This window comes from Cohnella xylanilytica (genome assembly GCF_014212175.1).
Classification (GTDB): domain Bacteria; phylum Bacillota; class Bacilli; order Paenibacillales; family Paenibacillaceae; genus Cohnella; species Cohnella xylanilytica.
Map to the genome: position 1 here is coordinate 15,830 of NZ_JACJVR010000023.1, position 20,530 is coordinate 36,359.

15 protein-coding genes are annotated in these 20,530 nt (G+C 59.9%); 8 read left to right on the top strand and 7 right to left on the bottom strand.

What is annotated here, in order from left to right; translation table 11 throughout:
• Positions 1-31: 31 nt before the first annotated feature.
• The gene (locus tag H7B90_RS07240; RefSeq protein WP_185135186.1) at positions 32-577 is read right to left on the bottom strand and encodes a TetR/AcrR family transcriptional regulator; all 546 of its coding nucleotides are present in this window, start codon (positions 575-577) and stop codon (positions 32-34) included.
• A 389-nt stretch (positions 578-966) separates the two neighbouring features.
• Between H7B90_RS07240 and H7B90_RS33675 the strand changes: the two genes are divergently transcribed.
• From H7B90_RS33675 to H7B90_RS07270, 6 genes are all read left to right on the top strand, one after another.
• Positions 967-1,314, top strand: a complete 348-nt coding sequence (locus H7B90_RS33675) for an aldo/keto reductase (protein WP_373315993.1) — start codon at positions 967-969, stop codon at positions 1,312-1,314.
• Between the two features lie 38 nt (positions 1,315-1,352).
• Positions 1,353-3,092, top strand: coding sequence for a sensor histidine kinase (locus H7B90_RS07250; protein ID WP_185135188.1), 1,740 nt, complete (start codon positions 1,353-1,355; stop codon positions 3,090-3,092).
• Positions 3,089-4,675, top strand: coding sequence for a response regulator (locus H7B90_RS07255; protein WP_185135189.1), 1,587 nt, complete (start codon positions 3,089-3,091; stop codon positions 4,673-4,675). Before H7B90_RS07250 ends, H7B90_RS07255 begins: the two co-directional genes overlap by 4 nt.
• A gap of 141 nt (positions 4,676-4,816) precedes the next feature.
• Positions 4,817-6,613, top strand: a complete 1,797-nt coding sequence (locus tag H7B90_RS07260) for a type 2 periplasmic-binding domain-containing protein (protein WP_185135190.1) — start codon at positions 4,817-4,819, stop codon at positions 6,611-6,613.
• 91 nt (positions 6,614-6,704) lie between these two features.
• Positions 6,705-7,598: an ABC transporter permease gene (locus tag H7B90_RS07265; RefSeq protein WP_185135191.1), complete on the top strand. Its 894-nt coding sequence runs from the start codon at positions 6,705-6,707 to the stop codon at positions 7,596-7,598.
• A gap of 10 nt (positions 7,599-7,608) precedes the next feature.
• On the top strand, positions 7,609-8,487 hold the full coding sequence (locus H7B90_RS07270; RefSeq protein WP_185135192.1) for a carbohydrate ABC transporter permease: 879 nt from the start codon (positions 7,609-7,611) through the stop codon (positions 8,485-8,487).
• Between the two features lie 55 nt (positions 8,488-8,542).
• On the opposite strand, the gene H7B90_RS07275 is transcribed toward H7B90_RS07270, so the two are convergent.
• Positions 8,543-9,706: an acyltransferase gene (locus H7B90_RS07275; protein ID WP_185135193.1), complete on the bottom strand. Its 1,164-nt coding sequence runs from the start codon at positions 9,704-9,706 to the stop codon at positions 8,543-8,545.
• Positions 9,707-9,969: 263 nt separating this feature from the next.
• Here H7B90_RS07275 and H7B90_RS07280 point away from each other — a divergent pair, with 263 nt between their 5' ends.
• Complete coding sequence (locus H7B90_RS07280) at positions 9,970-13,047, top strand: glycoside hydrolase family 9 protein (protein ID WP_185135194.1); 3,078 nt, start codon at positions 9,970-9,972, stop codon at positions 13,045-13,047.
• A 199-nt stretch (positions 13,048-13,246) separates the two neighbouring features.
• Here H7B90_RS07280 and H7B90_RS07285 read toward each other — a convergent pair whose 3' ends face one another.
• Complete coding sequence (locus H7B90_RS07285) at positions 13,247-13,678, bottom strand: DUF5946 family protein (protein WP_185135195.1); 432 nt, start codon at positions 13,676-13,678, stop codon at positions 13,247-13,249.
• A 103-nt stretch (positions 13,679-13,781) separates the two neighbouring features.
• Positions 13,782-14,660 (bottom strand): AraC family transcriptional regulator, encoded by an 879-nt coding sequence (locus H7B90_RS07290; protein ID WP_185135196.1) that lies wholly within the window; start codon positions 14,658-14,660, stop codon positions 13,782-13,784.
• Between the two features lie 142 nt (positions 14,661-14,802).
• On the opposite strand from H7B90_RS07290, the gene H7B90_RS07295 reads away from it, so the two are divergent.
• On the top strand, positions 14,803-17,193 hold the full coding sequence (locus H7B90_RS07295; RefSeq protein WP_185135197.1) for a glycoside hydrolase family 2 TIM barrel-domain containing protein: 2,391 nt from the start codon (positions 14,803-14,805) through the stop codon (positions 17,191-17,193).
• Between the two features lie 278 nt (positions 17,194-17,471).
• On the opposite strand, the gene H7B90_RS07300 is transcribed toward H7B90_RS07295, so the two are convergent.
• The 3 genes from H7B90_RS07300 to H7B90_RS07310 form a co-directional block, all read right to left on the bottom strand.
• Positions 17,472-18,461, bottom strand: a complete 990-nt coding sequence (locus tag H7B90_RS07300; protein WP_185135198.1) for a ketoacyl-ACP synthase III — start codon at positions 18,459-18,461, stop codon at positions 17,472-17,474.
• 27 nt (positions 18,462-18,488) lie between these two features.
• Positions 18,489-18,830, bottom strand: coding sequence for a hypothetical protein (locus H7B90_RS07305; RefSeq protein ID WP_185135199.1), 342 nt, complete (start codon positions 18,828-18,830; stop codon positions 18,489-18,491).
• Between the two features lie 41 nt (positions 18,831-18,871).
• The coding region (locus H7B90_RS07310) for a thiamine pyrophosphate-binding protein (RefSeq protein ID WP_260410833.1) at positions 18,872-20,530 on the bottom strand (1,659 nt) is incomplete at its 5' end.

Sequence of the window (20,530 nt, forward strand, 5' to 3'; positions counted from 1 at the left end):
TCCCTTCAGAAGGGCTTTAATCGCCGAGCGATCAGAAATTCCGGTCTAACAATATTCCCGTCTGTTCCGCAATGACTCGGGGCGCTATCGGCATTCCGTTCCTGAACCACCATTCCACGGTCCCCACGACCGCCGCCCCAAAAAATTGAAGCAAAACCTCCTCGCTCAAGCCCTGATTTTTTCCTTCGGTTATATCCACTTCAACCTTATACTCCTGGACGACTAAATCAAGGAATCGACTGCGGAAATAAGCCGCGCTTTTCGTGTTCAGCATGGTTGAAAAGAACAGATGATTGTCCGCGAAGTATTCGAACCAGACATAGTTCCCTTCCTGAAACGTCATGTCGGATGCGGAATGGCAAAGATCGCGGAGATTGCTGATGTGTTCTTCGATAAGCTTATCAAGCAAGTCGTATTTGTCCATGTAGTGGAGATAAATCGTACCTCGATTCACATTCGCCCTGTCGGATATATCCCGGATGGTAATGTCATCGAAGTTTTTTTCGGCCATCAGTTCAAGAACGGCGGTCTTGATCGCTTCCCGGGATTTGAGCACCCTTCTGTCCACTTTAGTCATTTTACCGTCTCCTCCGTTGATAATCGGCAATTATTTAGGATGTGTTGAGTAATCCACACATCTAGAAGGATTGATTATTGCAAGCATGTGGTATCCGCTTAGAATTATAGACATGAGTTGATTAAACAATCAATGTCCATTTCGTTTGGAGCTACTGGAATAGGATGTCCGAGCTTGTCACGCGCTTGCTAAAAGGAGGATGCCATTCATGGACATGGACACTTGGTCCATAGATGAACTGAACAAGATTGCCGAAGCCGACGACCTGCATATCTCGCCGTTATTTAACCGACAAATACAGCCCGCAGCATCCTCTTCCAAGCGGTACTCGAAGAGGTCGGGCCTTTAATGCGGATGTGCTCACCGAGCTGGAAGGCTTCATCCGGTTCATGAGAGACGTCGGCAGCAAGTACGATGCGTCCGCTGCGCAAGTGGCCATAGCTTGGTCCATAGCCAAAGGAACCGTCCCCATTATCGGCGTAACGAAAACGGCCCATGTCGAGGATGCGATAAAAGCCTCCGAGATCCGTCTGACAGCGCAGGAGATTCTCGATCTTGAAGCGGCTGCGAAAGAGACGGGCACGAGGTCCGAGGTTCGTGGGAAAAACCGATACGCTAAACGACGGCCGTTGATCCCGTCGCGACGAGCCCCTCGTTGCGGCGGTTTTTTTTATGCCCCGGCGGCAGGATTCGAACTTCCCTCTCATTGTAAGCGGTTACCGAATCCTATAAAATAGCGATGCGGCGCCACTTCCAGAACAAGGATGATTTTAGCATGCGAATCCAACTCAATATTTTTCAGAAAATGCTTCTTCTGCTGCTGGCTCTGCTGACGCCGGTCATGGCTCTGTACTATTATTCGAACCACAAGAGCATCGGAGTCATCCAGGAGGAGCTTATCAAGTCGAACCTGAACCGGATGGAGCTGTTCATGGCGCAACTGGACGCCAGCATCGAGAAGTTCGAGCTCGTCTCCGCCCCCATGCTCGTCGACACGAACGTGCTCGAGTATCTGTACAACCTCAGCCTGAGCGACTATACAATGATGAAGACCCGGCTGCTCATCCAGGAGAAGCTGTCGCTGGCCAGCGTATCGGGCAACTGGCGCAACGATGTGACCGTCTATTTCCCGCAGCGCGGCGAAGGCATCTCATCCTCTCCCTCCTATGAATACGACCGCGAAGAATTCGTGAGCCGATTCTCCCTCGGGTGGAGCTACAGCGAGAATCTCGGAATGGGGTCCGGCTTTACCCGAACCTACGTCACGGCGGGCGACCAATCGGCTCGCCCGGGCGATCAGGATGTCGCCGTCCGCATCAACCTGTACAAGTGGAGCTTCGAGAACCTGCTCGACGCCTACAAGTCCGGCCACTCCGGCAACCCGTTCTTCTACAAGGCGGGGCACGCCGTCATCGCCAGCCGGTCCGCGGACGGGCCGGCGACGGACGAGGTCGTCGCGGAGCTGGGGGACCGGGTCCGGAGCCGAACGTCGGGGTACTTGATCCGTTCCCTCGAGGACAAGCCTTATCTGATCACCTATTATTACTCCAACCTGCTGGACTGGCATCTCGTCGACGCCGTCCCGCTCGACCAGATCGTCGGACCGATCAAGCAGCAGCGGGTGCTGTTCGGCGCGGCGTCGGTCATTCTGCTTATGACGGGCATCGCCGCCGCATCCGCTCTGTACTGGAACGTACAGAGGCCGATCTTCCACTTGGTGCGCGGGGTGCAGAGGATCAAGCGGGGCGATTACGCCTACCGTCTGCCGAAGAAGGCGAACAACGAATTCGCGTTCCTGATGCAGAACTTCAACGAGATGTCGGCGCAGATCCAAGACCTGATCGAGAACGTCCTGCAATCGCGCATCCATGCGCGCGACGCCACTCTGAAGCAGCTGCAGGCGCAGATCCATCCTCATTTTCTATACAACTGCCTCGGCTTCATTATCAATATGACGAAGATGGGACAGAATCGGGCCGTCATCGACATGGCGCATCACCTGGCCGACTATTACCGGTATACGACGCGAATGGACAACCAGGGCGTCAGCCTGGGCGAAGAGCTGGCGTTCGTGCGCCTTCATCTGGAGATTCTCCGGCTTCGCAGCGACTCCTTGACCTACGGCATCGAGCTGCCGGAAGAGCTGGCGGACCTGCGCGTTCCCCGGCTGCTGATCCAGCCGCTCGTGGAGAATGCGCTCGTGCACGGACTCGAGAACGTCGATTACCCCGGCCGGGTGGAGATACGGGTCTGCGTCAGGGAGGGGCGGGTGCGCGTGGAAGTGGACGATAACGGCAAAGGGCTGAAGGCGGAGGAGATCGACCGGCTGCTCGCGGAGCTTCGCGTTCCGGCCGGCGAATATGCCGGGTGCGGCCTGTGGAACGTGAACCAGCGGCTGCAAGGCCACTTCGGCGCGGACGCGAGAATCGCCGTCAGCCCGTCCAGGCTCGGCGGTCTAAGCGTGAAGCTGATCTGGGGATTGGAGACGGCAACGATAAGGGAGGAATCGGAATGAACAGCCTGCTCGTGGTCGACGACGAGAAGCACTATGCGGACAGCCTGGCGGATACGATCCCTTGGGCGAAGCTCGGCATTAGCCGGGTGTTGAAGGCTTACAGCGCAAGCGAGGCGCTGGCGTTGATGGAAGCGTCGCCGGTCGACATCCTGATGACGGACATCCGGATGCCGCGTATGAACGGCCTGGAGCTGATCGAGGAGGCCAGACGGCGCAAGCCCGAATTGAAGTGCCTGCTGCTCACGGGCTATGCGGATTTCGAATATGCCCGCAAGGCGATCGAGCTTCAGGCGCTCGATTATCTGATGAAGCCGGCCAAGGACGAGCAGCTGCTGGAGACGATGGGCCGGATCGTGAAGCAGCTCGAGCGGGAGCGGGCCGTCGAGATGGGCTTCCGCATCTACCGCGACAACAGCGCGGAGCTGAAGGCGGGCTTGCTGCTCAAGGCGCTCGGCGGCGCGCTGCGCGGCGAGGCGCTGGCGGAGAAGCTGAAGCTGTTCGACCTTCCGCTGCCGATCCCGGGCCCTGTCTCGCTATGTCTCATCCGGCTGGGGCCCCCCTTCGACGAACAGGATCTCTATTCGCAGTCGCTGATTCGGTTCGCGGTCACGAATATGCTGGAAGAGCTGCTGATGGAGCGGTACGACTGCTGGCCGGCCGCGGACGAGGAAGGCAACCTGCTGGTGCTGGTGTACGACCTGTCGGGCGCGCCGCCGGACCCGGAATGGCTGCGGGAGCGAACCGACCGGCTGCGACGGGAAGTACGGAACCTGCTCAAAGGCGAGATCTCCGTCGGCGAAGCCGACCGCTGTCTCTTCCCGGAGGAGCTGCAGGCCGGCTACATGGCGGCCAAGACGCGGCTGGACCGCGACGGAGGCTCGTCCGAGCAGGCTCCGGAGCGGAACGAAGAGGAGGCGCGGCTCATGCGCAAGCTCTACGAAGCGCCTCTTCTGACGCAACTGCTGGAGACGGAGAGGTGGGAGGAAGCGGAAGCGAAGATCCGCGCGTTCGTGTCGCCGCTGCTGCACACGGGCTCGCCGGACCTGATGCGCGACGTCTTCTTCTTCCTGTCGAACGCATTCCAATATATCGCGAACCGCGGCGGCCGAACGCTGGCGCGGATGCTCGATCCGCGGCAGACCGCCTTCATGAAGGGGAAGGCGATTCTGCACGCGTCGCAGCTGGAGGCCTGGGCGCTGGACGCGCTGCGCACGCTTCGCGAGAAGCTGGGCGAGGAGCCCGAGGACCACAACCGGGCGATCGTCCGCAAGACGCAGGACTTCATCCGGAAGGAGCTGGACAAGGACTTGTCGCTGACCCTGCTGGCCCGGCGCGTCTACGTGCATCCGAGCCATCTGTCCAAGCTCTTCAAGCAATATACCGACGCCACGGTCTCGCACTATATTTACGAACAGCGCATGCTTAAGGCATGCGAGCTGCTGAAGCAGACGGATCACAAGATCTACCGGATCGGCGAAAGCGTCGGCTACCCCAATACGAACTGGTTCATCCGCAAGTTCCGCGACTATTACCAGATGACCCCGCAGGAGTACAGGGACAAATCCCGTTTGGGAATCGAGTGATTTTGTTCTATTATCCTAAAAACCTTCTATATCGCCTAACTCCCTGCGTCGTTATGATAAAAACAGATGAGGAACCGCCGAACCGGCGGCTCGCGCATCGGAAGTCGGCCATTCTAACCAAAGGGGAGAGCTGCGCCAGTGATGAGGCGAAGAAGATGGACCATCCTGCCATCGGCGGTTCTGACAGGGAGCCTGCTGCTGACGGCGTGTACGAACGGCGGCGGAGACGGCGATCCGGAAGGCGCCGATGCCTCTGCGCCGGCCGCGACGAACGGGGAGACGGCCAGCCAGAGTCCGGCCGCCAACGGCGAAGGGAAGCCGAAGTGGGACTTCAAATACGATCCTCCGATTACGATCACGACGGCGGTCGTGGACGAGAATCGGCCGAACGCGTTCAAGCCGGGAGAGACCTTGACGAACAACTCGCATTCCCGCTGGATGGAAGAGAATCTGGGCATTATTACGAAGTTCGACTGGATCGTCGGCAAGTTCGAGGACGCGGATACGAAGATCCGGCTGGCGCTGTCCACGAACGGCAAGCTGCCGGACACCTTCACCGCGCAAGGAGACATTCTGAAGGACCTGCTCAAGGCCGACCGGCTGCTCCCGCTGAACGACGCCATCGAGAAGTACGCGCATCCGAAGCTTAAGGAAGCGATCGAGAAGTACTCGTATACGATGCCGGAGGCGACCAAGGACGGCAAGATCTACGGGATTCCCCGCTTCGGCATGGGCGACGAAGGAACGGTCATGTGGATCCGCAAGGACTGGCTCGAGAAGCTGTCGCTTCAGCCGCCGACGACGATCGCCGAGCTGGAGAACGTGCTGAAGGCGTTCTCCGAGCGGGACCCGAACGGCAACGACAAGGACGACGAAGTCGGCCTGGCGGTTCCGCTGAAGGAAGGCCCGTGGACGTGGATGGGGCAGACCGACGCGATCGCCGGCGCCTTCTCCAAGCAGCTGCTCAACACGTACGACATCAAGCTGTTCTGGAACGAGGACGAGAACGGCAACCTGGTGTACGGCGCCGTTCATCCGGACGCCAAGAAGTACCTGGAGACGATGACCTCCTGGATGGCCAAGGGCTATATGGACAAGGAAGCCGGCATCAAGGACCCGAGCAAGGCGTCCGAGCTGGCGGTCTCGGGAATGGCCGGCGTCATGTTCGGCCCCTACTGGATGGGCTCCTGGCCGCTCGGCGACACCGCGAAGGTCGATCCGAACGCGCAGTGGCAGGCGTACCCGCTGCCCGCCGGCCCGGACGGGCTGAAGGGCAAGGCGCAGAAGCCGATCTACGGCAGCTTCTCGGTGTTCAGCAAGGACTTCAAAAATATCGAAGCCTGGTTCGCGTATTACAACAAGCTGCTCGCCAAGAACCTCGGCCCGGAGGACCCGTACTTCGATCCCCGCTTCGAGAAGGGCTTCCACGAGGGCTACGATTACGTGATCAAGGACGGCAAGGTCATCACCGGCAACTACGAAGCCGCGGGCGTTCCGAAGGAGCAATGGCCGCTTCCGGACGGAGCCTCGATCGATATGCGCTGGATGGTGTATCCGCTGACCGGTACCGGCAACCCGCTGCTGCCGTACATGAACGCGGAAGCGATCAAGAAGTTCACGGCCGATCCGAACGCCGAAGCGACGTCGCCTATCGAACAGAGCGTCAAAGGGCTGAATGCGGCCCAGCTGGCGGCGGCCAGCGTCGCGGTGTCCGAGCAGGGGCTCGAGATTCCGAACCGGTACACCGGGCCGTTGACGGACGGGATGGCGAAGCACGGGGAGTTCCTGCAGAAGCTCGCGACGGAGAGCTACCTGCACATCATCTACGGCGAGAAGCCGCTCTCCTCCTTCGACGAATTCGTCGCCCAATTCTACAAGAACGGCGGCGACGTGATCACGAAGGAAGTCAACGAATGGTACAAGGCCAACAAAAAATAAAGGCGTCAAGAGGACGGAGTGGAAGGGGAGGTCGCATTCGGCGCTTATCGGATGCAGCCCCCCTTCTCTTCATGAAAGGAAGATGAACGCGATGCGCAACTACTGGATCCGGACATGGCCCTATCATGCGCTGCTGCTGCCCGCCGTGCTTCTCTGTCTCGTATTCTCGTACGTTCCGATGGCGGGGTTGGTCATTGCTTTTCAACGCTACGAACCGTGGATGGGGATCGGCGGCTCCGAATGGGTCGGCCTTGAACACTTCCGCTATCTGTTCTCCTACCCCGACAGCAGGCAGGTGATCGTCAATACGCTCGTGATCGCCGTATCCAAGCTGATCCTGCAGCTGGTGGTCCCGATCGTATTCGCGCTCATGCTGAACGAGCTTCGCAAAATGGCTCTCAAACGCGTCATTCAGACGCTCGTCTATTTGCCGCACTTCATCTCCTGGGTCGTGCTGGGCGGCATTCTGATCGACATTCTGGGAACGGGAGGCATCGTGAACCGGTTCCTGGGGCTGTGGGGCATCGAGCCGATCTTCTTCCTCGGCCACGGGGATTGGTTCCGGGTGACGCTGGTGGCGAGCGACGTCTGGAAGGAATTCGGCTTCTCGGCGATTATCTTCCTGGCGGCGCTCTCCAACATCAACCCGGCGCTGTACGAGGCGGCGGAGATCGACGGCGCTACCAAATGGAAGCAGATGCTGTACGTCACGCTGCCGTCGATCCTGCCCATCATCGTCGTCGTCGGAACTCTCTCGCTCGGCCGCATTCTCGACGCCGGCTTCGACCAGATTCTGAACCTGTACAATCCGCTCGTCTATTCGAAGGGCGACATCATCGACACCTTCGTGTACCGGGTCGGCCTCACCAAGGGCGAGTTCAGCTTCGGCACCGCCGTCGGCCTGTTCAAATCGACGGTGGGACTGTTCCTGATCGTGCTGAGCTACCGGCTCGCATACCGCATCGCGAATTACCGCATCTTCTAGGGGGAGACCGATGGCACATACGACGAACGGCTATCGTATATTCAGCTTCTTCAATATTATCCTGCTGTGCCTGCTCGCGGCGCTGTGCTTCCTGCCCATCGTGCATATGTTCGCGCTGTCCTTCAGCTCCCGGGCTGCCGCGACCGCCAATATCGTCAACTTCTGGCCCGTCGGCTGGACGTCGGAGGCGTATACGGCGACGCTCGGCAACAAGGCGTTCCTGCGCTCGCTGCTGATCGCGGCGGAGCGGACCGCGGGCGGAACCGCGCTGTCCATGGCGGTCATCATCATGGCCGCCTACAGCCTGTCGCGGACCTCGGACCGGTTCCCCGGCCGGACGGCGTATACCTGGTTCTTCGTCTTCACGATGCTGTTCAGCGGCGGGCTCATTCCGACGTACTTCCTGGTCAACAAGCTCGGCATGATGGACACGCTGTGGGCGCTGATCCTGCCGGGGGCGGTCAGCGTCTGGAATTTGATCCTCATGCTGAACTTCTTCCGCACTCTCCCGAAGGAGCTGGAGGATGCGGCGCTCATCGACGGAGCGGGACACTTCGGCGTGCTGGCGAGAATCTACCTGCCGATCTCGATGCCCGCCGTGGCCACGCTGTCGCTGTTCTCCATGGTCGGTCACTGGAATTCGTGGTTCGACGGCGTCATTTACATGAGCACGATGGATCGGTATCCGCTGGCTTCGTTCCTGCACGCCATGGTCGTCTCGGAGAATCTGACGCAGATCGGCGTCACGGCCCAGGACGTCGCCAACATCTCGAACCGGACCGTGAAGGCGGCCCAGCTGTTCATCGGCTCGCTGCCGATTCTGCTCGTCTATCCGTTCCTTCAGAAGTACTTCGACAAGGGCATCGTGCTCGGCTCCGTCAAGGAGTAGACGACAGGGCGGGTTCGTTAGATGGGAAAATGGGTCTGGGAAAACGGGCCAAGCTTCACCTTTCCGATGCTTCAGTCCTTGTCCCGGCCGGCGGCGAATGGCCGAGAATGATCCAGGAGAAGGGGACGTATCTCGCGATGAATCCGACCGTCAGCCAGGAGCAGCCGAGCACGAACAGGAATTTTCCCGCGTACCACGCGTGAACGAGAACGGAGTTGCCGGTCGACGGCGGACGGTGCTCGTACAGGACCAGGAAGAACGGGTGGGCCAAATAGATGCCGAAGGAGAGCGACCCGAGCAGGCTCAACGTCCTTACGACTCCTTGCGGGAAGCGGCGATGGATGAAGAATGCGGCCTGGAGAAGAACCGCCGCGCCGAGATATGTGTGAGCGTTCCATAAGAAATCGTACAAGAGCACAGGGTAACGGGTTCCGAACATCCGCTGCTGATAATAGATCGCGACGTTGCTCAGAGCTGCAGCCAGCCAGGCGCTCCACAGCAGTACCCAGAACGCAACCCTCGCCTTCGTCGCGTTTTCGCGGCCGGCGACGATCCATCCTTTGATTTTCGGATAATAACTGCCCAAGAACGCCCCCAGCAAATAATAGGAGAGATAAGAGAACATCCAGCTGCCTGAATTGGGGACGTGCCATTCATATTCGTTGAGAATAACGAACCCGTATTGAAGCGCCAGTCCGAGCGGGACGCACCCCTTCAGCAAGCCCGGCGCCTTCTTCAGGCACCAGAGCGCCAGCGGGAAAAAGAGATAGAACTGCACGTTAATGAACACGAAATAAAGATGGAAGAATGTCTTGCCGACCAGCAGCTGGCTGCCGAATTGGCGGAGCGCTTCCGTCAACGTCAGATCGCGATGGTTCAAATAGTAGGCCACGAGATAGTAGAAGATCGAAGCCAGGAAGTAAGGGAGGAGGATGAACTTCATCCTCCTGACGTAGAAGCGGCCGATCCGGCCGGCATTAAACGGAAGCTCGTAATAGTTGTAGAACAGGACGAAGCTGCTCAGAAAAATAAAGGTCGGCGTTCCGAACCGCATGAAGACGTTCAGAAAGTTGTAGACGGCGTAATACTCCGATTGCTTCATCAGCACCGTCGCGTTCGCGGTGGTATGGACGCACAGGATGGCAATCATGCACAGCGCCCTGACGATCTGAAGCGAAGCGATAGTCTCTCGGCGCGGAGGCGCGGCGTTGTCGTTCAAGGGGATAAACCTCCATTCGAATCGCTGGACAATGGGAACAGGGGCAAGGGCAAGGTCAAGGGCAAGTATACAGGACAGTTCTTACGGGCCGGCGCGCCGACTTCTTCCGAAATGCTTAACTTTCGCTGAAAGAACGCCTCGAAAAAGCGATTAGGTTCCCGGCAAATGAAGGGAGGTGATAGGAAGGAACGGTCGGAATGCCGCATATGCGGAAGAGGCTTGCAGGATCATGGCACGGATCCCCAATAAAGGAGTGAACGATGATGAAGAGAAGATGGAGTATCATCCTTGCGCTCGCCATGTTCGTTACCGCCTTATTCTCGATTCCGCCGAGCTCGAGCGCCGCGACTCTCGAAGCGCCCGCCGGATGGAGGAACCTGCTGGATTACCGGATCTTCAGCACGACGTCGGACGGTTGGGCGGGAGACGGCGGGTTCGGCTTGGAGACGGAGAACGGCAAGCTGCCGGTCGATCAGACCGTGACGTTAAACGGCTTGCCTTCGCTGAAGCTGAACACGCAGGCCGTGAACAATCCGTCCTGGTACCTCGCCTTGGTCACGGTAGCCGGCTGGAAAGCGTACGACTTTACCCCCTACTATCCGAACGGTTATCTGGAGTTCAATATCAAAGGGAAGACGGGCGGAGAATCCTTCCTCATCGGCTTCAAAGACAGAGTGTTCGAGAGGGCCGCAGGCAACGAGATTACGACCACGGTCAATATCAAGAGCTATATCAACGTGACGACGAACTGGACCCATGTGAAGATCCCGTTAAAAGACGTCATGCAAGTCTCCCAAGGAATCGATCCTTCTTCCATCGACGCGTTATCCATCAAGAACGACGGCATGCAGCCTTTAACGGTCTGGCTGAACGACATCCGGGTTACGTCCCCCGATAAGGAGAGAGAGTTCCCGCCCATCAAGGTCAATCAGGTCGGCTATCCCGTCGATGCCGACAAGCAGGCGCTCGTAACCGGCTTCGAGGACGTTCTGACGGTCGACGAGGGAACTTCGTTCAGCGTGAAGAACGCGACGGATAACTCTACGGTTTTCTCCGGAACCCTTGCCCTTAGGAAAAATTACGACGCCGTCGACAGCGGGGAGCGGGTGTTCACCGCCGACTTCACCGATCTGAACGTTCCCGGACGATACTATATCGCGGTGCAGGGTCTTCCGAATTCGCCCCAATTCTCGATCGGGAGCGCAAGCGAGATCTACGGGCCGTTCCTGGTCGACGTGTCCCGCTATTATTACTACCAGAGGACGGGAATCGACATCGCCAGTCCCTATACCCAGAACTATCAGAGAACGGATATGACTCCCGATACGGCGGTTCCCTTGATGTCCAATCCCTCCGTCATCAAGGACGTATCCAAGGGCTGGTACGATGCGGGAGATAAGGGCAAGTACGTCAACGCCGGAGCCAAAGCGCTGTCGGATCTGTTCTGGGCCTACGAGCTGATGCCGGAGAAGTTCGCGGACCATCAGTTCAACATTCCCGAGAGCGGCAACGGCATTCCCGATCTTCTGGACGAAGCCCGGTGGGAATTGGAATGGATGCTGAAAATGCAGGATGCCGCGAGCGGCGGATTCTATGCGCGCGTAACCTTCCAGGACGACGACGCCTTGACGGACAGAGAGGTGATCGATGCCGATACGGTAAGCCCGAGGACCGACATCAAGACGACCGCCGATACGGCGACCGCGGCCGCCATCCTGGCGCATGCCTACTTGATCTATCAGAATATCGATCCGGTCTTCGCCCAGAGCTGTCTGGATGCCGCCGAATCGGCATGGGGCTATCTGGAGGCGCATCCGGAGCTGATCAAGACGCCCAACACGGGCCGGTGGCCATACGACGTCACGGACGACACGGCCAACCGCATTTGGGCGGCAGGCTCCCTGTATCGGACGACGGGCGAGGCCAAGTACAACACTTATTTTGAGGCGAACTATACGAAAATGGGGAAATTCTTCGAGGATCCGCTCGACTTCGCCAGCGGTTGGGAGAACACCTGGAATACGGGCTTCTTCAGCTATCTGAAGGCCGCGAATCCGAATCCCCAAGTCGTGAGCTGGTACGCCGCCAAATTCCAGCAATGGTTCGACGACAAAGCGGCCCGAATCGACGAGAGCCCTTGGAGAAGCGTCGTGAAGGACGGCAACTACTATTGGGGAATTACGATGCAGATCGCCGATACGCCGATGGAGATGATCATCGGCACCAAGCTGCTCGGAACGTTCGAGAGCCATCTTCCCGTCCTTCGGGAGATGGTCTACAGCCAACTGGACTGGATTCTGGGTCGGAATCCGGTAGGGACCTCCTTCGTGTCGGGGTATGGCGAGAGAAGCGTCAAGTACCCGTTCAGCACCATCTACCGGACGGACAACTTGCCGGGGGTGCCGAAGGGCTATCTGGTCGGAGGACCCAACAAATACTCCAACGACGTGACGGTCGGCAACCAGATCTCCCGCTTCGCGGCCAAGAACTACACGGATAACTTCCAGGAATGGACGACGAACGAGCATACGATCTATTGGAATTCGGGCTTGGTATTCGTGGCCGCGTTCGCGACCGGCACTGGCAGCGGCGGCGGGACCAACTCGACGATCAGCCCGACGACCGCCTCCTTCGACAAGAAGACCGCCAACCAGGCGGACATTCCGGTGACCCTGACGCTGAACGGCAACACGCTCGCGGGCATCAAGAACGGCGCGGCTTCGCTGGTCGCCGGAACGGACTATGCCGTCTCGGGCACGACGGTGACGATCAAGAAGGCGTACTTGGCCGCGCAGCCGGTGGGGACGACGACGCTGACGTTCACTTTCAGCGCGGGATCGAGCGCGACGCTGGCGATTGCCGTCGCGGATACGACCTCCAGCGGAGGCGGGGCGATCAAGGTGCAGATGTACAATTCCACGCTCACGGCTTCGTCCAACACGCTGTACCCGCGGTTTAAGCTGACGAACACCGGCACAGCCGCCATCCCGTTGACCAACGTGAAGCTTCGTTACTATTACACGATCGACGGGGAGAAGGCCCAGAACTTCTTCTGCGACTGGTCGAATGTCGGCAGCGGCAACGTGACGGGCTCCTTCGTCAAGATGGCGGCTCCGAAGACCGGCGCCGATACGTATCTGGAGATCGGCTTCGCGAGCGGAGCCGGCAGCCTGGCGGCCGGAGCTTCCATCGAGGTGCAAGTGCGCATCGCCAAGACCGACTGGACGAACTACACGCAGACGGGGGATTACTCCTTCAATCCGACCGGCACGACTTACGCCGATTGGAACAAGGCGACCGGCTACGTCGCGGGCGCTCTTCAATGGGGCACGGAGCCTTGATCGGTTAGTCGTTGCGGCTTGAGCGCAAGGTCCGCGGACGGTCCTTCCCGAGAGGGACGGCGTCCGCGGGCTTTTTTACATTAGGCATTGGGCGGGGAGCGGAAAAGGCATTAACGGGAGCAGGAGAGGCGGGGGAGAGAAACCGTAACCGGCACCGTAACGGACACAGCGAACGCTAAATTAGCGGCCGTGGCGTCCGTTAGCGTACAAGCGGTCCCATCTCCTTCAGCGTGGCGCGTCCCCATTGCTCAATGAGCCTGCAATAGCTGTCCGCGTCATGCATCCCCGCGGCCGCGTCGGCGATCGTCAGGGACCAGGCGACCTTGGGGAGAGGAGGCGCGTCGGCCGGCCTTCGAATCCCCTTCGTTCTTCCCGGTCCTTGGGCCGCATCCCGGCGAATCCGCTCCGTCGCGTAGCCTTCTTCCAGGTAGTTCCGCAGCGCGGATTGCGCCCAGACATACAACTCGTCGCTGTATCCCTCGTGTTGAATCATATAGCAGGCAACCGTGAGAAAGTGAACCCGTCCGTAGCCCGGATCGGTGAATTCGAGCGCCAGACATTCGCCGAAAATGTCCTCGCACGTTTTCCCCTCGGGGAGCACGGCGCCGCATAAAGCGCAGGTATCCGGCATAACAACCACCTTCCTATCTGAGGGCAAGAATCGTATTTCCCCAAAGAGACCGCCGTCGATCCCTCCCCCACTATAAACATTGACGTCGCGTTAAGGTCAAGCCTTAGGGCGTCCGGAGCGGGCGCGGCTCCTCTTGCAGCACCTGCTTGTACCGGCTCGGCGGGACCCCGACCGCCCGCTGGAACACCCGGCTGAAGTAGAGCGGGTTGTCGTACCCGACGATGGAGGCGATCTCCTTCACGTGAAGCGGCGTCTCCGCCAGCATCCTCTTCGCTTCGTTGATCCGGATGCCGGTCAGGTATTGCAGCGGAGCGGCCCCCGTCACCGCTTTGAACTTGTGGATGAACCGGAACAGGCTAAGGTTGCACCGCTTGGCCAGGTCCGCGACGACGAGCTTCCGGTTGTATGCCTCGTGCATGTATTCGAGAATCTTCGTGATCTCGGCATGCGGATCGGAGTCGCGAAGCGCGTTCGCGTTCCGCAGCCTTCGGCCCGCCAGCGCGAGCAGCGTCAGCAGATGGGCCGCGGCCATGTCGCCGTTCAGAGGCTGCGCGAGGTTCAGCTCCCGAATGATCGCCTTGAACAGCCCGGCCAGCTCGTCGACCGCTCCGACCGTGTAGACGCGCGACCCGAGCAGTCCGAACCGTTCGAGATAATCGCGGGCGGCATAGCCGGTGAAGTGGATCCAGTAGGCTTCGGCGCCGTCCCGGGCGCAATAGTCGTAATACTGGGGCTCGCCGGGCCGGTAGACGACGATCTGTCCGGCATGCGCTTCGACGTCCCCGTCCTTGAAGCGAAAAGCCCCTTTGCCGCCCACGAAGCAGATCAGTTGGAAATCCAGCCGTCCCCGCTCTCTCCTCCGGGTCAAATCCCGCTTCAGCAGCTTCTGATAGCCGCAGCCGTTCACGAAGAGGGGGAGATCGGCGCGCTCGACGCCTTCCTCGATCCATTCTTCGTACGCGTTCCCCGATAGGCTGATCATAGTCTCACGCTCCATCTATAGCAATTACGTACATGCCGCAAGCAAAATCATTCATTCTATCGTCCCTCTATCAATCTTATAATGAAAGCGAATTTGGCGCCATTCGCCGATGGATTGAACAGGCTAAAGGAGCGGACTCGACATGGGAAGCGATAGAATCGTGCATACGATCAATTTGGACTGGAGATTCGCCAGAGGAGACCACCCCTGCGCGTGGTATAAAGGCTTCGACGACGCCGAATGGAGAAAGGTAACGCTGCCTCACGATTGGTCCGTCGAGGAGCCGTTCTCGCAGGAGCACTCGAGCGGCACCGGCTACCTGCCCGGCGGAACGGGCTGGTACCGCAAGCGGCTGTCGTTGCCCGAGAAGTTGGCCGGCAAACGCGTGTACGTGACTTTCGAAGGCGTCTACAACAACTCGCAGGTGTGGTGCAACAGCTATTACCTGGGCAAGCGCCCTTACGGCTACAGCACGTTCACTTACGACGTGACGGACTTCGTCGGCTTCGGGGAGAAGGACAACGTGTTCGCCGTGAAGGTCGATCACAAGGATATCGCGGATTCCCGCTGGTTCACGGGCTCGGGCATCTACCGGAACGTGATCCTGACCGTCAAGGATCCGATCCATATCGAACAGTACGGCGTGTTCGCGACGACGCCCGAAGCGTCCCGCGACCGGGCGACCGTGTCCGTGAACGTCCGGTTCGCCAACGAGAGTCCGGCCGACGCCGAGATTACGATCCGCCAGACGCTGACGGACGCCGGCGGACGGGTCGTCGGTTCGGCCGAATGCCGCGCGGCAATCCCGCAGGGCGGCAAGGGAGAGGCGGATCAAGAGATTACGGTGGCGAATCCCGGTCTGTGGTCCCCGGCGACGCCGACCCTGTACACTCTCTTGACGGAGATCGTCAAGGACGGCGAATCGATCGATCAAGTCGCTACCCCGATCGGGATCCGTCGGTTCGAGTTCGACGCCGCGAAGGGCTTCTTCCTGAACGGGGAGAGCCTGAAGATAAAAGGCGTCTGCGTGCACCACGATGCGGGCGGCCTCGGCGCGGCGGTTCCGGTCGAAGCGTGGGCCCGGCGGCTGGAAGCTCTTAAGGCGATGGGCTGCAACGCCATCCGCATGAGCCACAACCCGCACGCGCCGCAGCTGCTCGATCTGTGCGACCGAATGGGCTTCCTCGTCATGGACGAAGCGTTCGACGAATGGGAGGGAGTCAAGAACAAGTGGTGGGCCGGGCATAACGTGTATCCGCCGAAGCATTACGGGTACTATGAGGACTTCCCCCAATGGGGCGAGACGGATCTCAGGGAGATGGTGCTCCGGGACCGCAATCATCCGTCGATCATTCTGTGGAGCATCGGCAACGAAGTCGATTACCCGAACGACCCGTACTGCCATCCGTACTTCAAGACGATGACCGGCAATAACGACGCCAACAAGCCCGCGGCCGAGCGCGAATACGATCCGAACAAGCCGCAAGCCGAGCGGCTCGCGACCATCGCGAGGAGGCTGGTTCAGGTCGTCAAGGAATGCGACGCGACCCGGCCGGTCACCGCGGCGCTCGCGTTCCCGGAGCTGGCGAACCTGATCGGCTACGCCGACGCGCTGGACGTGGTCGGGTACAACTACAAGGAGCATCTGTACGAGGAAGCGCGCCTTCAATATCCCGACCGAGTCACCTACGGCAGCGAGAACGGCGCGGATTACGCGGCCTGGTTGGCCGTCCGGGACAACGACGCGATCTGCGCCCAGTTCATCTGGACGGGGATCGACTATCTGGGCGAGGCGCACGGCTGGCCGATCCGGGCGTCCCAGTCCGGGTTCCTGGACTTGGCCGGCTTCGAGAAGGCAAGCTATCACTTCCGCCGCAGCCTGTGGAACCCGGAGCCGATGGCGTTCCTGGCGGTCGCGCGGCAGGGCGATCCGGCTTACGCGGGCCACTCCAGATGGGAGGGCGGCGACCCACACTGGAATTGGAAGGAGGGCGAGCCGCTCTCGGTTCTCTGCTATACGAACTGCGAGGAGGCGGAGCTGTTCCTGAACGGGCTGTCGCTAGGCGTCAAGCGGCTGGCGGACGACGAGAGGGGGTACCTGTCGTGGGAGACGGTCTTCTTCGAAGAAGGAGTCGTCCGCGTCGAAGCCAGGACCGCGCAAGGCATCGTACGTACGGCCGAGCTTCGGACGACGTCGGCTCCGGCGAGCCTCAAGCTTCGAGCCGACCGCGCGAAGCTGGCCGCGAACGGCGAGTCGATGGCGCACGTCGCGATCGAGATCGCGGACGCGGAAGGAAGAAGCGTCTATCCGGCGGACCACGCGATTCGGGTATCGGTCGAAGGGCCGGGCGAGATTCTGGCTCTGGAGAACGGGGACGTGAAGGATCTGGAGCCGTACAGCTCGCGAACCCGCAGAGCCCGGCACGGCAAGCTGCTCGCCTACGTCCGGTCGACGAGGGAAGCGGGACGGATCGTCGTGAAGGCCGAAGCCGAGGGGCTTGCCGCCGGCGAGATCGCGATCGAAGCCGAATAACGCGCCGGCTGAACATGCAATAGACGATGGAGCCTAGATAGAACGCTCCTATTGGCAGGCGGCGAAGAGCGACGATGAGCCCTAGAAAGCTCCAAATAAGATCGTAAGGATTCGTTAGCTCTCACCAAAAAAGCTTTTGAGGCAAAATAGCGACTCCTGGATCCGTTAGAGTCGTTAAAGTCTTGGCTTCGGACTCGGTGCCGAATCGCCTAAGGAGTCCAATAAGAAGGGATCGTCCCCAAGCCGCCAATGCGGACTTAGGGAACGATCCCTTCGCATCAATATTGGATCAACAGAGATACGTTCTGCCAGCCGGCGCCGACCGTCCAGAAGACCAGGTAGTCTCCCCGTTGGATCTTGCCGTCCCGCAGCGCGTCATGCAGCGCGAGGAACGGGCTGTTGGTCGCCGTATAGCCGTACTTGTCGCCGACGTAGAATACCTTGTCCATGTCGAGCCCGAGGCGCTCGGACACGAGCTTCACGTTGCCGACCGAGAACTGCGAGAACAGGAAGCCGCCGACGTCGTCTTTGTCGATCCCGTTGCGTTCCATCAGAATCATCAGCGAATCGACCGCGGAATCGACGCAGACGGAATCGTCGAACGGCGTGAACTTCACCTGCGCGTCCTTCGCCGTATACTCTTCGCGGTACAGGTTGGAGAGCCCGTGCGCGGGGAAGAGCGAGTTGTCGATGACCGCCGTGTCGGTCTGGTACACCGAGTCGATGAACCCGCGGCCTTCCGCGCCGCTCTCCAGAATAACCGCCGCGGCCGAATCCGCGAAGTTGGAGTGGTAGACCGGCTCGTCCGGGCTGTGCACGGACAGGTAGTCGGCTCCGACGACGAGCGCCCGTTCGATGCGGGGGTTGCCCATCATGTAGCGGCTCGCCTGCTCCACGGCGACCAGCATGCCGGCGCAGTTGGCGTTGATGTCGTAGCACATCGTGTTCAGATCGCCGCCCAGCGCGCTGTGAAGCTTCAAGGCGTTGCTCGGGAGCAGGTACTCGGGCGTCTGCGAGGTGAAGATGATCAGGTCCACGTCGCTTGCCGTCAGGCCGGCCTTCTGCAGAGCCTTCTTCGAAGCTTCGACGGCCATCGTCAGCGTATTCTCGGCGGGATCGGCGACGATGAAGCGCTTGTCCCGGCCCAAGGCCTTCAGCAGACCGGTCACTTCGACGCCTCTGGCTTTGTACCGCTCGATGTAGTAGTCATTGTCGACTTCGTTGGACGGATGATAGATTTGAAGCTCGCGAATTCGAACGGCACCCATGCTCTCCACTCCCTTATCGATTCTCGATTATACTTCGACGATCTCGTAGCTGCTGAGTTGAACGGTCCGCGCCACGCGGGCCAGCTGCATCTTCAGAATCGGGTTCTTGACCAGACGCAGCGTCACCTTCTTGAAGCCGTCGTTCTTGTACATGTTGAAGCAGGCCTCCAGAATCGGAAGCGTCTCCGGCGCGGAGACGTTCAGCTGCGTGCAGTCGATGTCGATCTCGTAGTCCGGCACGTTCAGGCCCGCGATGCTCTTCTGGTAAGCTTCGACCGACTTCATTCCGTCTTCGGTGGAGAAGGTTCCTTCCACCTTGGCCTTAAGAATTTTGTTCGCGTGATCCAGTTCGATGTTGAAGCTTCCCATGACAATCGTCCTCCGATATATGAAAAAGTAATTGTTGCTTCTTATTTGACAAGCGCCTTCAGCCGGTCCAGAATCGGAGCGGGCTCGCTGCCGTCGGTCACGACCTCGATCAGGACGGGACCGTCCAATTCCCGCGTGAACGCCGGAATGTCCGCGAGGTCCTCCAGACGTTCGACCGTCATCGTGCGGATGCCGGCGACGGCCATCATGTCGGCGATCGAGATGCGCTCCTGCTTGTAGTCGGGAATGGTCCGCTTGTAGAGGAACTTCTGGCCTCTCTCGACGTACGACAGCATGGCGTTGTTGACGATGATGTAGATGACCGGCATCTTGTATTCCTTGGCCGTCAGAATATCCATGCCGTTCATGAAGAAGCAGCCGTCCCCGGCGATGACGGCGACCGGGCGGGTCGGATCGGCGGCGTACAAGCCCGCTCCTCCGGCGATGGCCGAGCCCATGGCGCCGTAATCGAGGTTGATCTCGAAGTCTCCGCCTTCGGGGATGTCCAGATACTTCAGGACGAAGTTCGTAAACTCCCCGATATCGCAGACGTACCGGGTATTCGCCGGCAGGGCCGAACGGAGGCCTTCGAGGAACAGCCGCAGCGACAGGCCGGTGTGGTTGCGCTCGTAAGGATCGTTGACGGGCTCCGGCTTGCGGAACGAGGCGGCGGATTTGCGCGTATGGGCGGCAAGATACGGCAGCACTTCGCGCAAGTCCCCATGAATCGCGACGTCGGGCTTGAACACCCTGCCCAGCACGCTCGGGTCGCGGTCGACGTGAATGACCTTCCTTCCCGCGACGAGCACGTCGTTGAAGTTGCAGGTAGAGGCTTCGCCCAGGCTCGTGCCGAGAATGAGCACGCAGGCCGGTTCGTCCGAGTGGACGTAGTCGCTCGCCGCGTTCGTGCTGGAGAAGCCGTAGTTGCCCAGATTCAGGGGAAAATCGGTCGGAACGACGCCTTTGCCCGCGGGCGTCGTTATAATCGGCCACTTCAGATGCTCGCTCAGCCGCTTGATCTCTTCGGTCAAGCCCCGGCCGCCCCGGCCGACCATGATGAGCCCCCGGGAGGAGCGGTCGATCAGCTCCGCCGCTTGCGCCAGCGCGGCCGGCTCCGGCCTGACCGCTTGAAGCTCGGCCAGCGACGCGGGCGCGGGCAGCGGCAGCGTTGCCTCCTCGCGCTGCACGTCGATCGGGATGGAGAGGTAGACCGGTCCGCACGGAGGCGTCAGCGCGATGCGCACCGCGCGGTCGAGCTCGGCCAGAACGTCCTTCTCGTCGAGAACCGTCGCGGCGTATTTGGTGACGCCCTTCACCATCTGCTCGCCGTCCAGCTCCTGAATGGCCCCTTTGCCCATCTGCCAGCGGTTGATATACCCGGCGAGGATAAGCATCGGCGCCTTGGCCCGGCTCGCGTCCGCGATTCCGTTCATCATGTTGCTGACGCCGACGGCTCCCGCCCCGACGCAGACGGCCAGCTTCCCGGAGGTGCTGGCGTAACGGGCGGCCATATACGCCGCTCCGGCTTCGTTCTTGGTGATGATGGGCTTTATGTCGACGTCAATCAAGGAATCGTAGAGCGGACCGACGATGCCGGCCGGAATTCCGAACGCGTATTCGACGTTGCTGGCTTTCAAATAGTGAAGTATGGCTTCCGCTATTTTCATAAAGCCCATCTCGAGGCTGTCTATAAACTGTTG

What these genes read in the sequence shown, in the direction of transcription:
- H7B90_RS07240 (WP_185135186.1), bottom strand. Translation starts at nt 577, where the DNA reads ATGACTAAAGTGGACAGAAGGGTGCTCAAATCCCGGGAAGCGATCAAG.
- H7B90_RS33675 (WP_373315993.1), top strand. Translation starts at nt 967, where the DNA reads ATGAGAGACGTCGGCAGCAAGTACGATGCGTCCGCTGCGCAAGTGGCC.
- H7B90_RS07250 (WP_185135188.1), top strand. Translation starts at nt 1,353, where the DNA reads ATGCGAATCCAACTCAATATTTTTCAGAAAATGCTTCTTCTGCTGCTG.
- H7B90_RS07255 (WP_185135189.1), top strand. Translation starts at nt 3,089, where the DNA reads ATGAACAGCCTGCTCGTGGTCGACGACGAGAAGCACTATGCGGACAGC.
- H7B90_RS07260 (WP_185135190.1), top strand. Translation starts at nt 4,817, where the DNA reads ATGAGGCGAAGAAGATGGACCATCCTGCCATCGGCGGTTCTGACAGGG.
- H7B90_RS07265 (WP_185135191.1), top strand. Translation starts at nt 6,705, where the DNA reads ATGCGCAACTACTGGATCCGGACATGGCCCTATCATGCGCTGCTGCTG.
- H7B90_RS07270 (WP_185135192.1), top strand. Translation starts at nt 7,609, where the DNA reads ATGGCACATACGACGAACGGCTATCGTATATTCAGCTTCTTCAATATT.
- H7B90_RS07280 (WP_185135194.1), top strand. Translation starts at nt 9,970, where the DNA reads ATGAAGAGAAGATGGAGTATCATCCTTGCGCTCGCCATGTTCGTTACC.
- H7B90_RS07285 (WP_185135195.1), bottom strand. Translation starts at nt 13,678, where the DNA reads ATGCCGGATACCTGCGCTTTATGCGGCGCCGTGCTCCCCGAGGGGAAA.
- H7B90_RS07290 (WP_185135196.1), bottom strand. Translation starts at nt 14,660, where the DNA reads ATGATCAGCCTATCGGGGAACGCGTACGAAGAATGGATCGAGGAAGGC.
- H7B90_RS07295 (WP_185135197.1), top strand. Translation starts at nt 14,803, where the DNA reads ATGGGAAGCGATAGAATCGTGCATACGATCAATTTGGACTGGAGATTC.
- H7B90_RS07300 (WP_185135198.1), bottom strand. Translation starts at nt 18,461, where the DNA reads ATGGGTGCCGTTCGAATTCGCGAGCTTCAAATCTATCATCCGTCCAAC.
- H7B90_RS07305 (WP_185135199.1), bottom strand. Translation starts at nt 18,830, where the DNA reads ATGGGAAGCTTCAACATCGAACTGGATCACGCGAACAAAATTCTTAAG.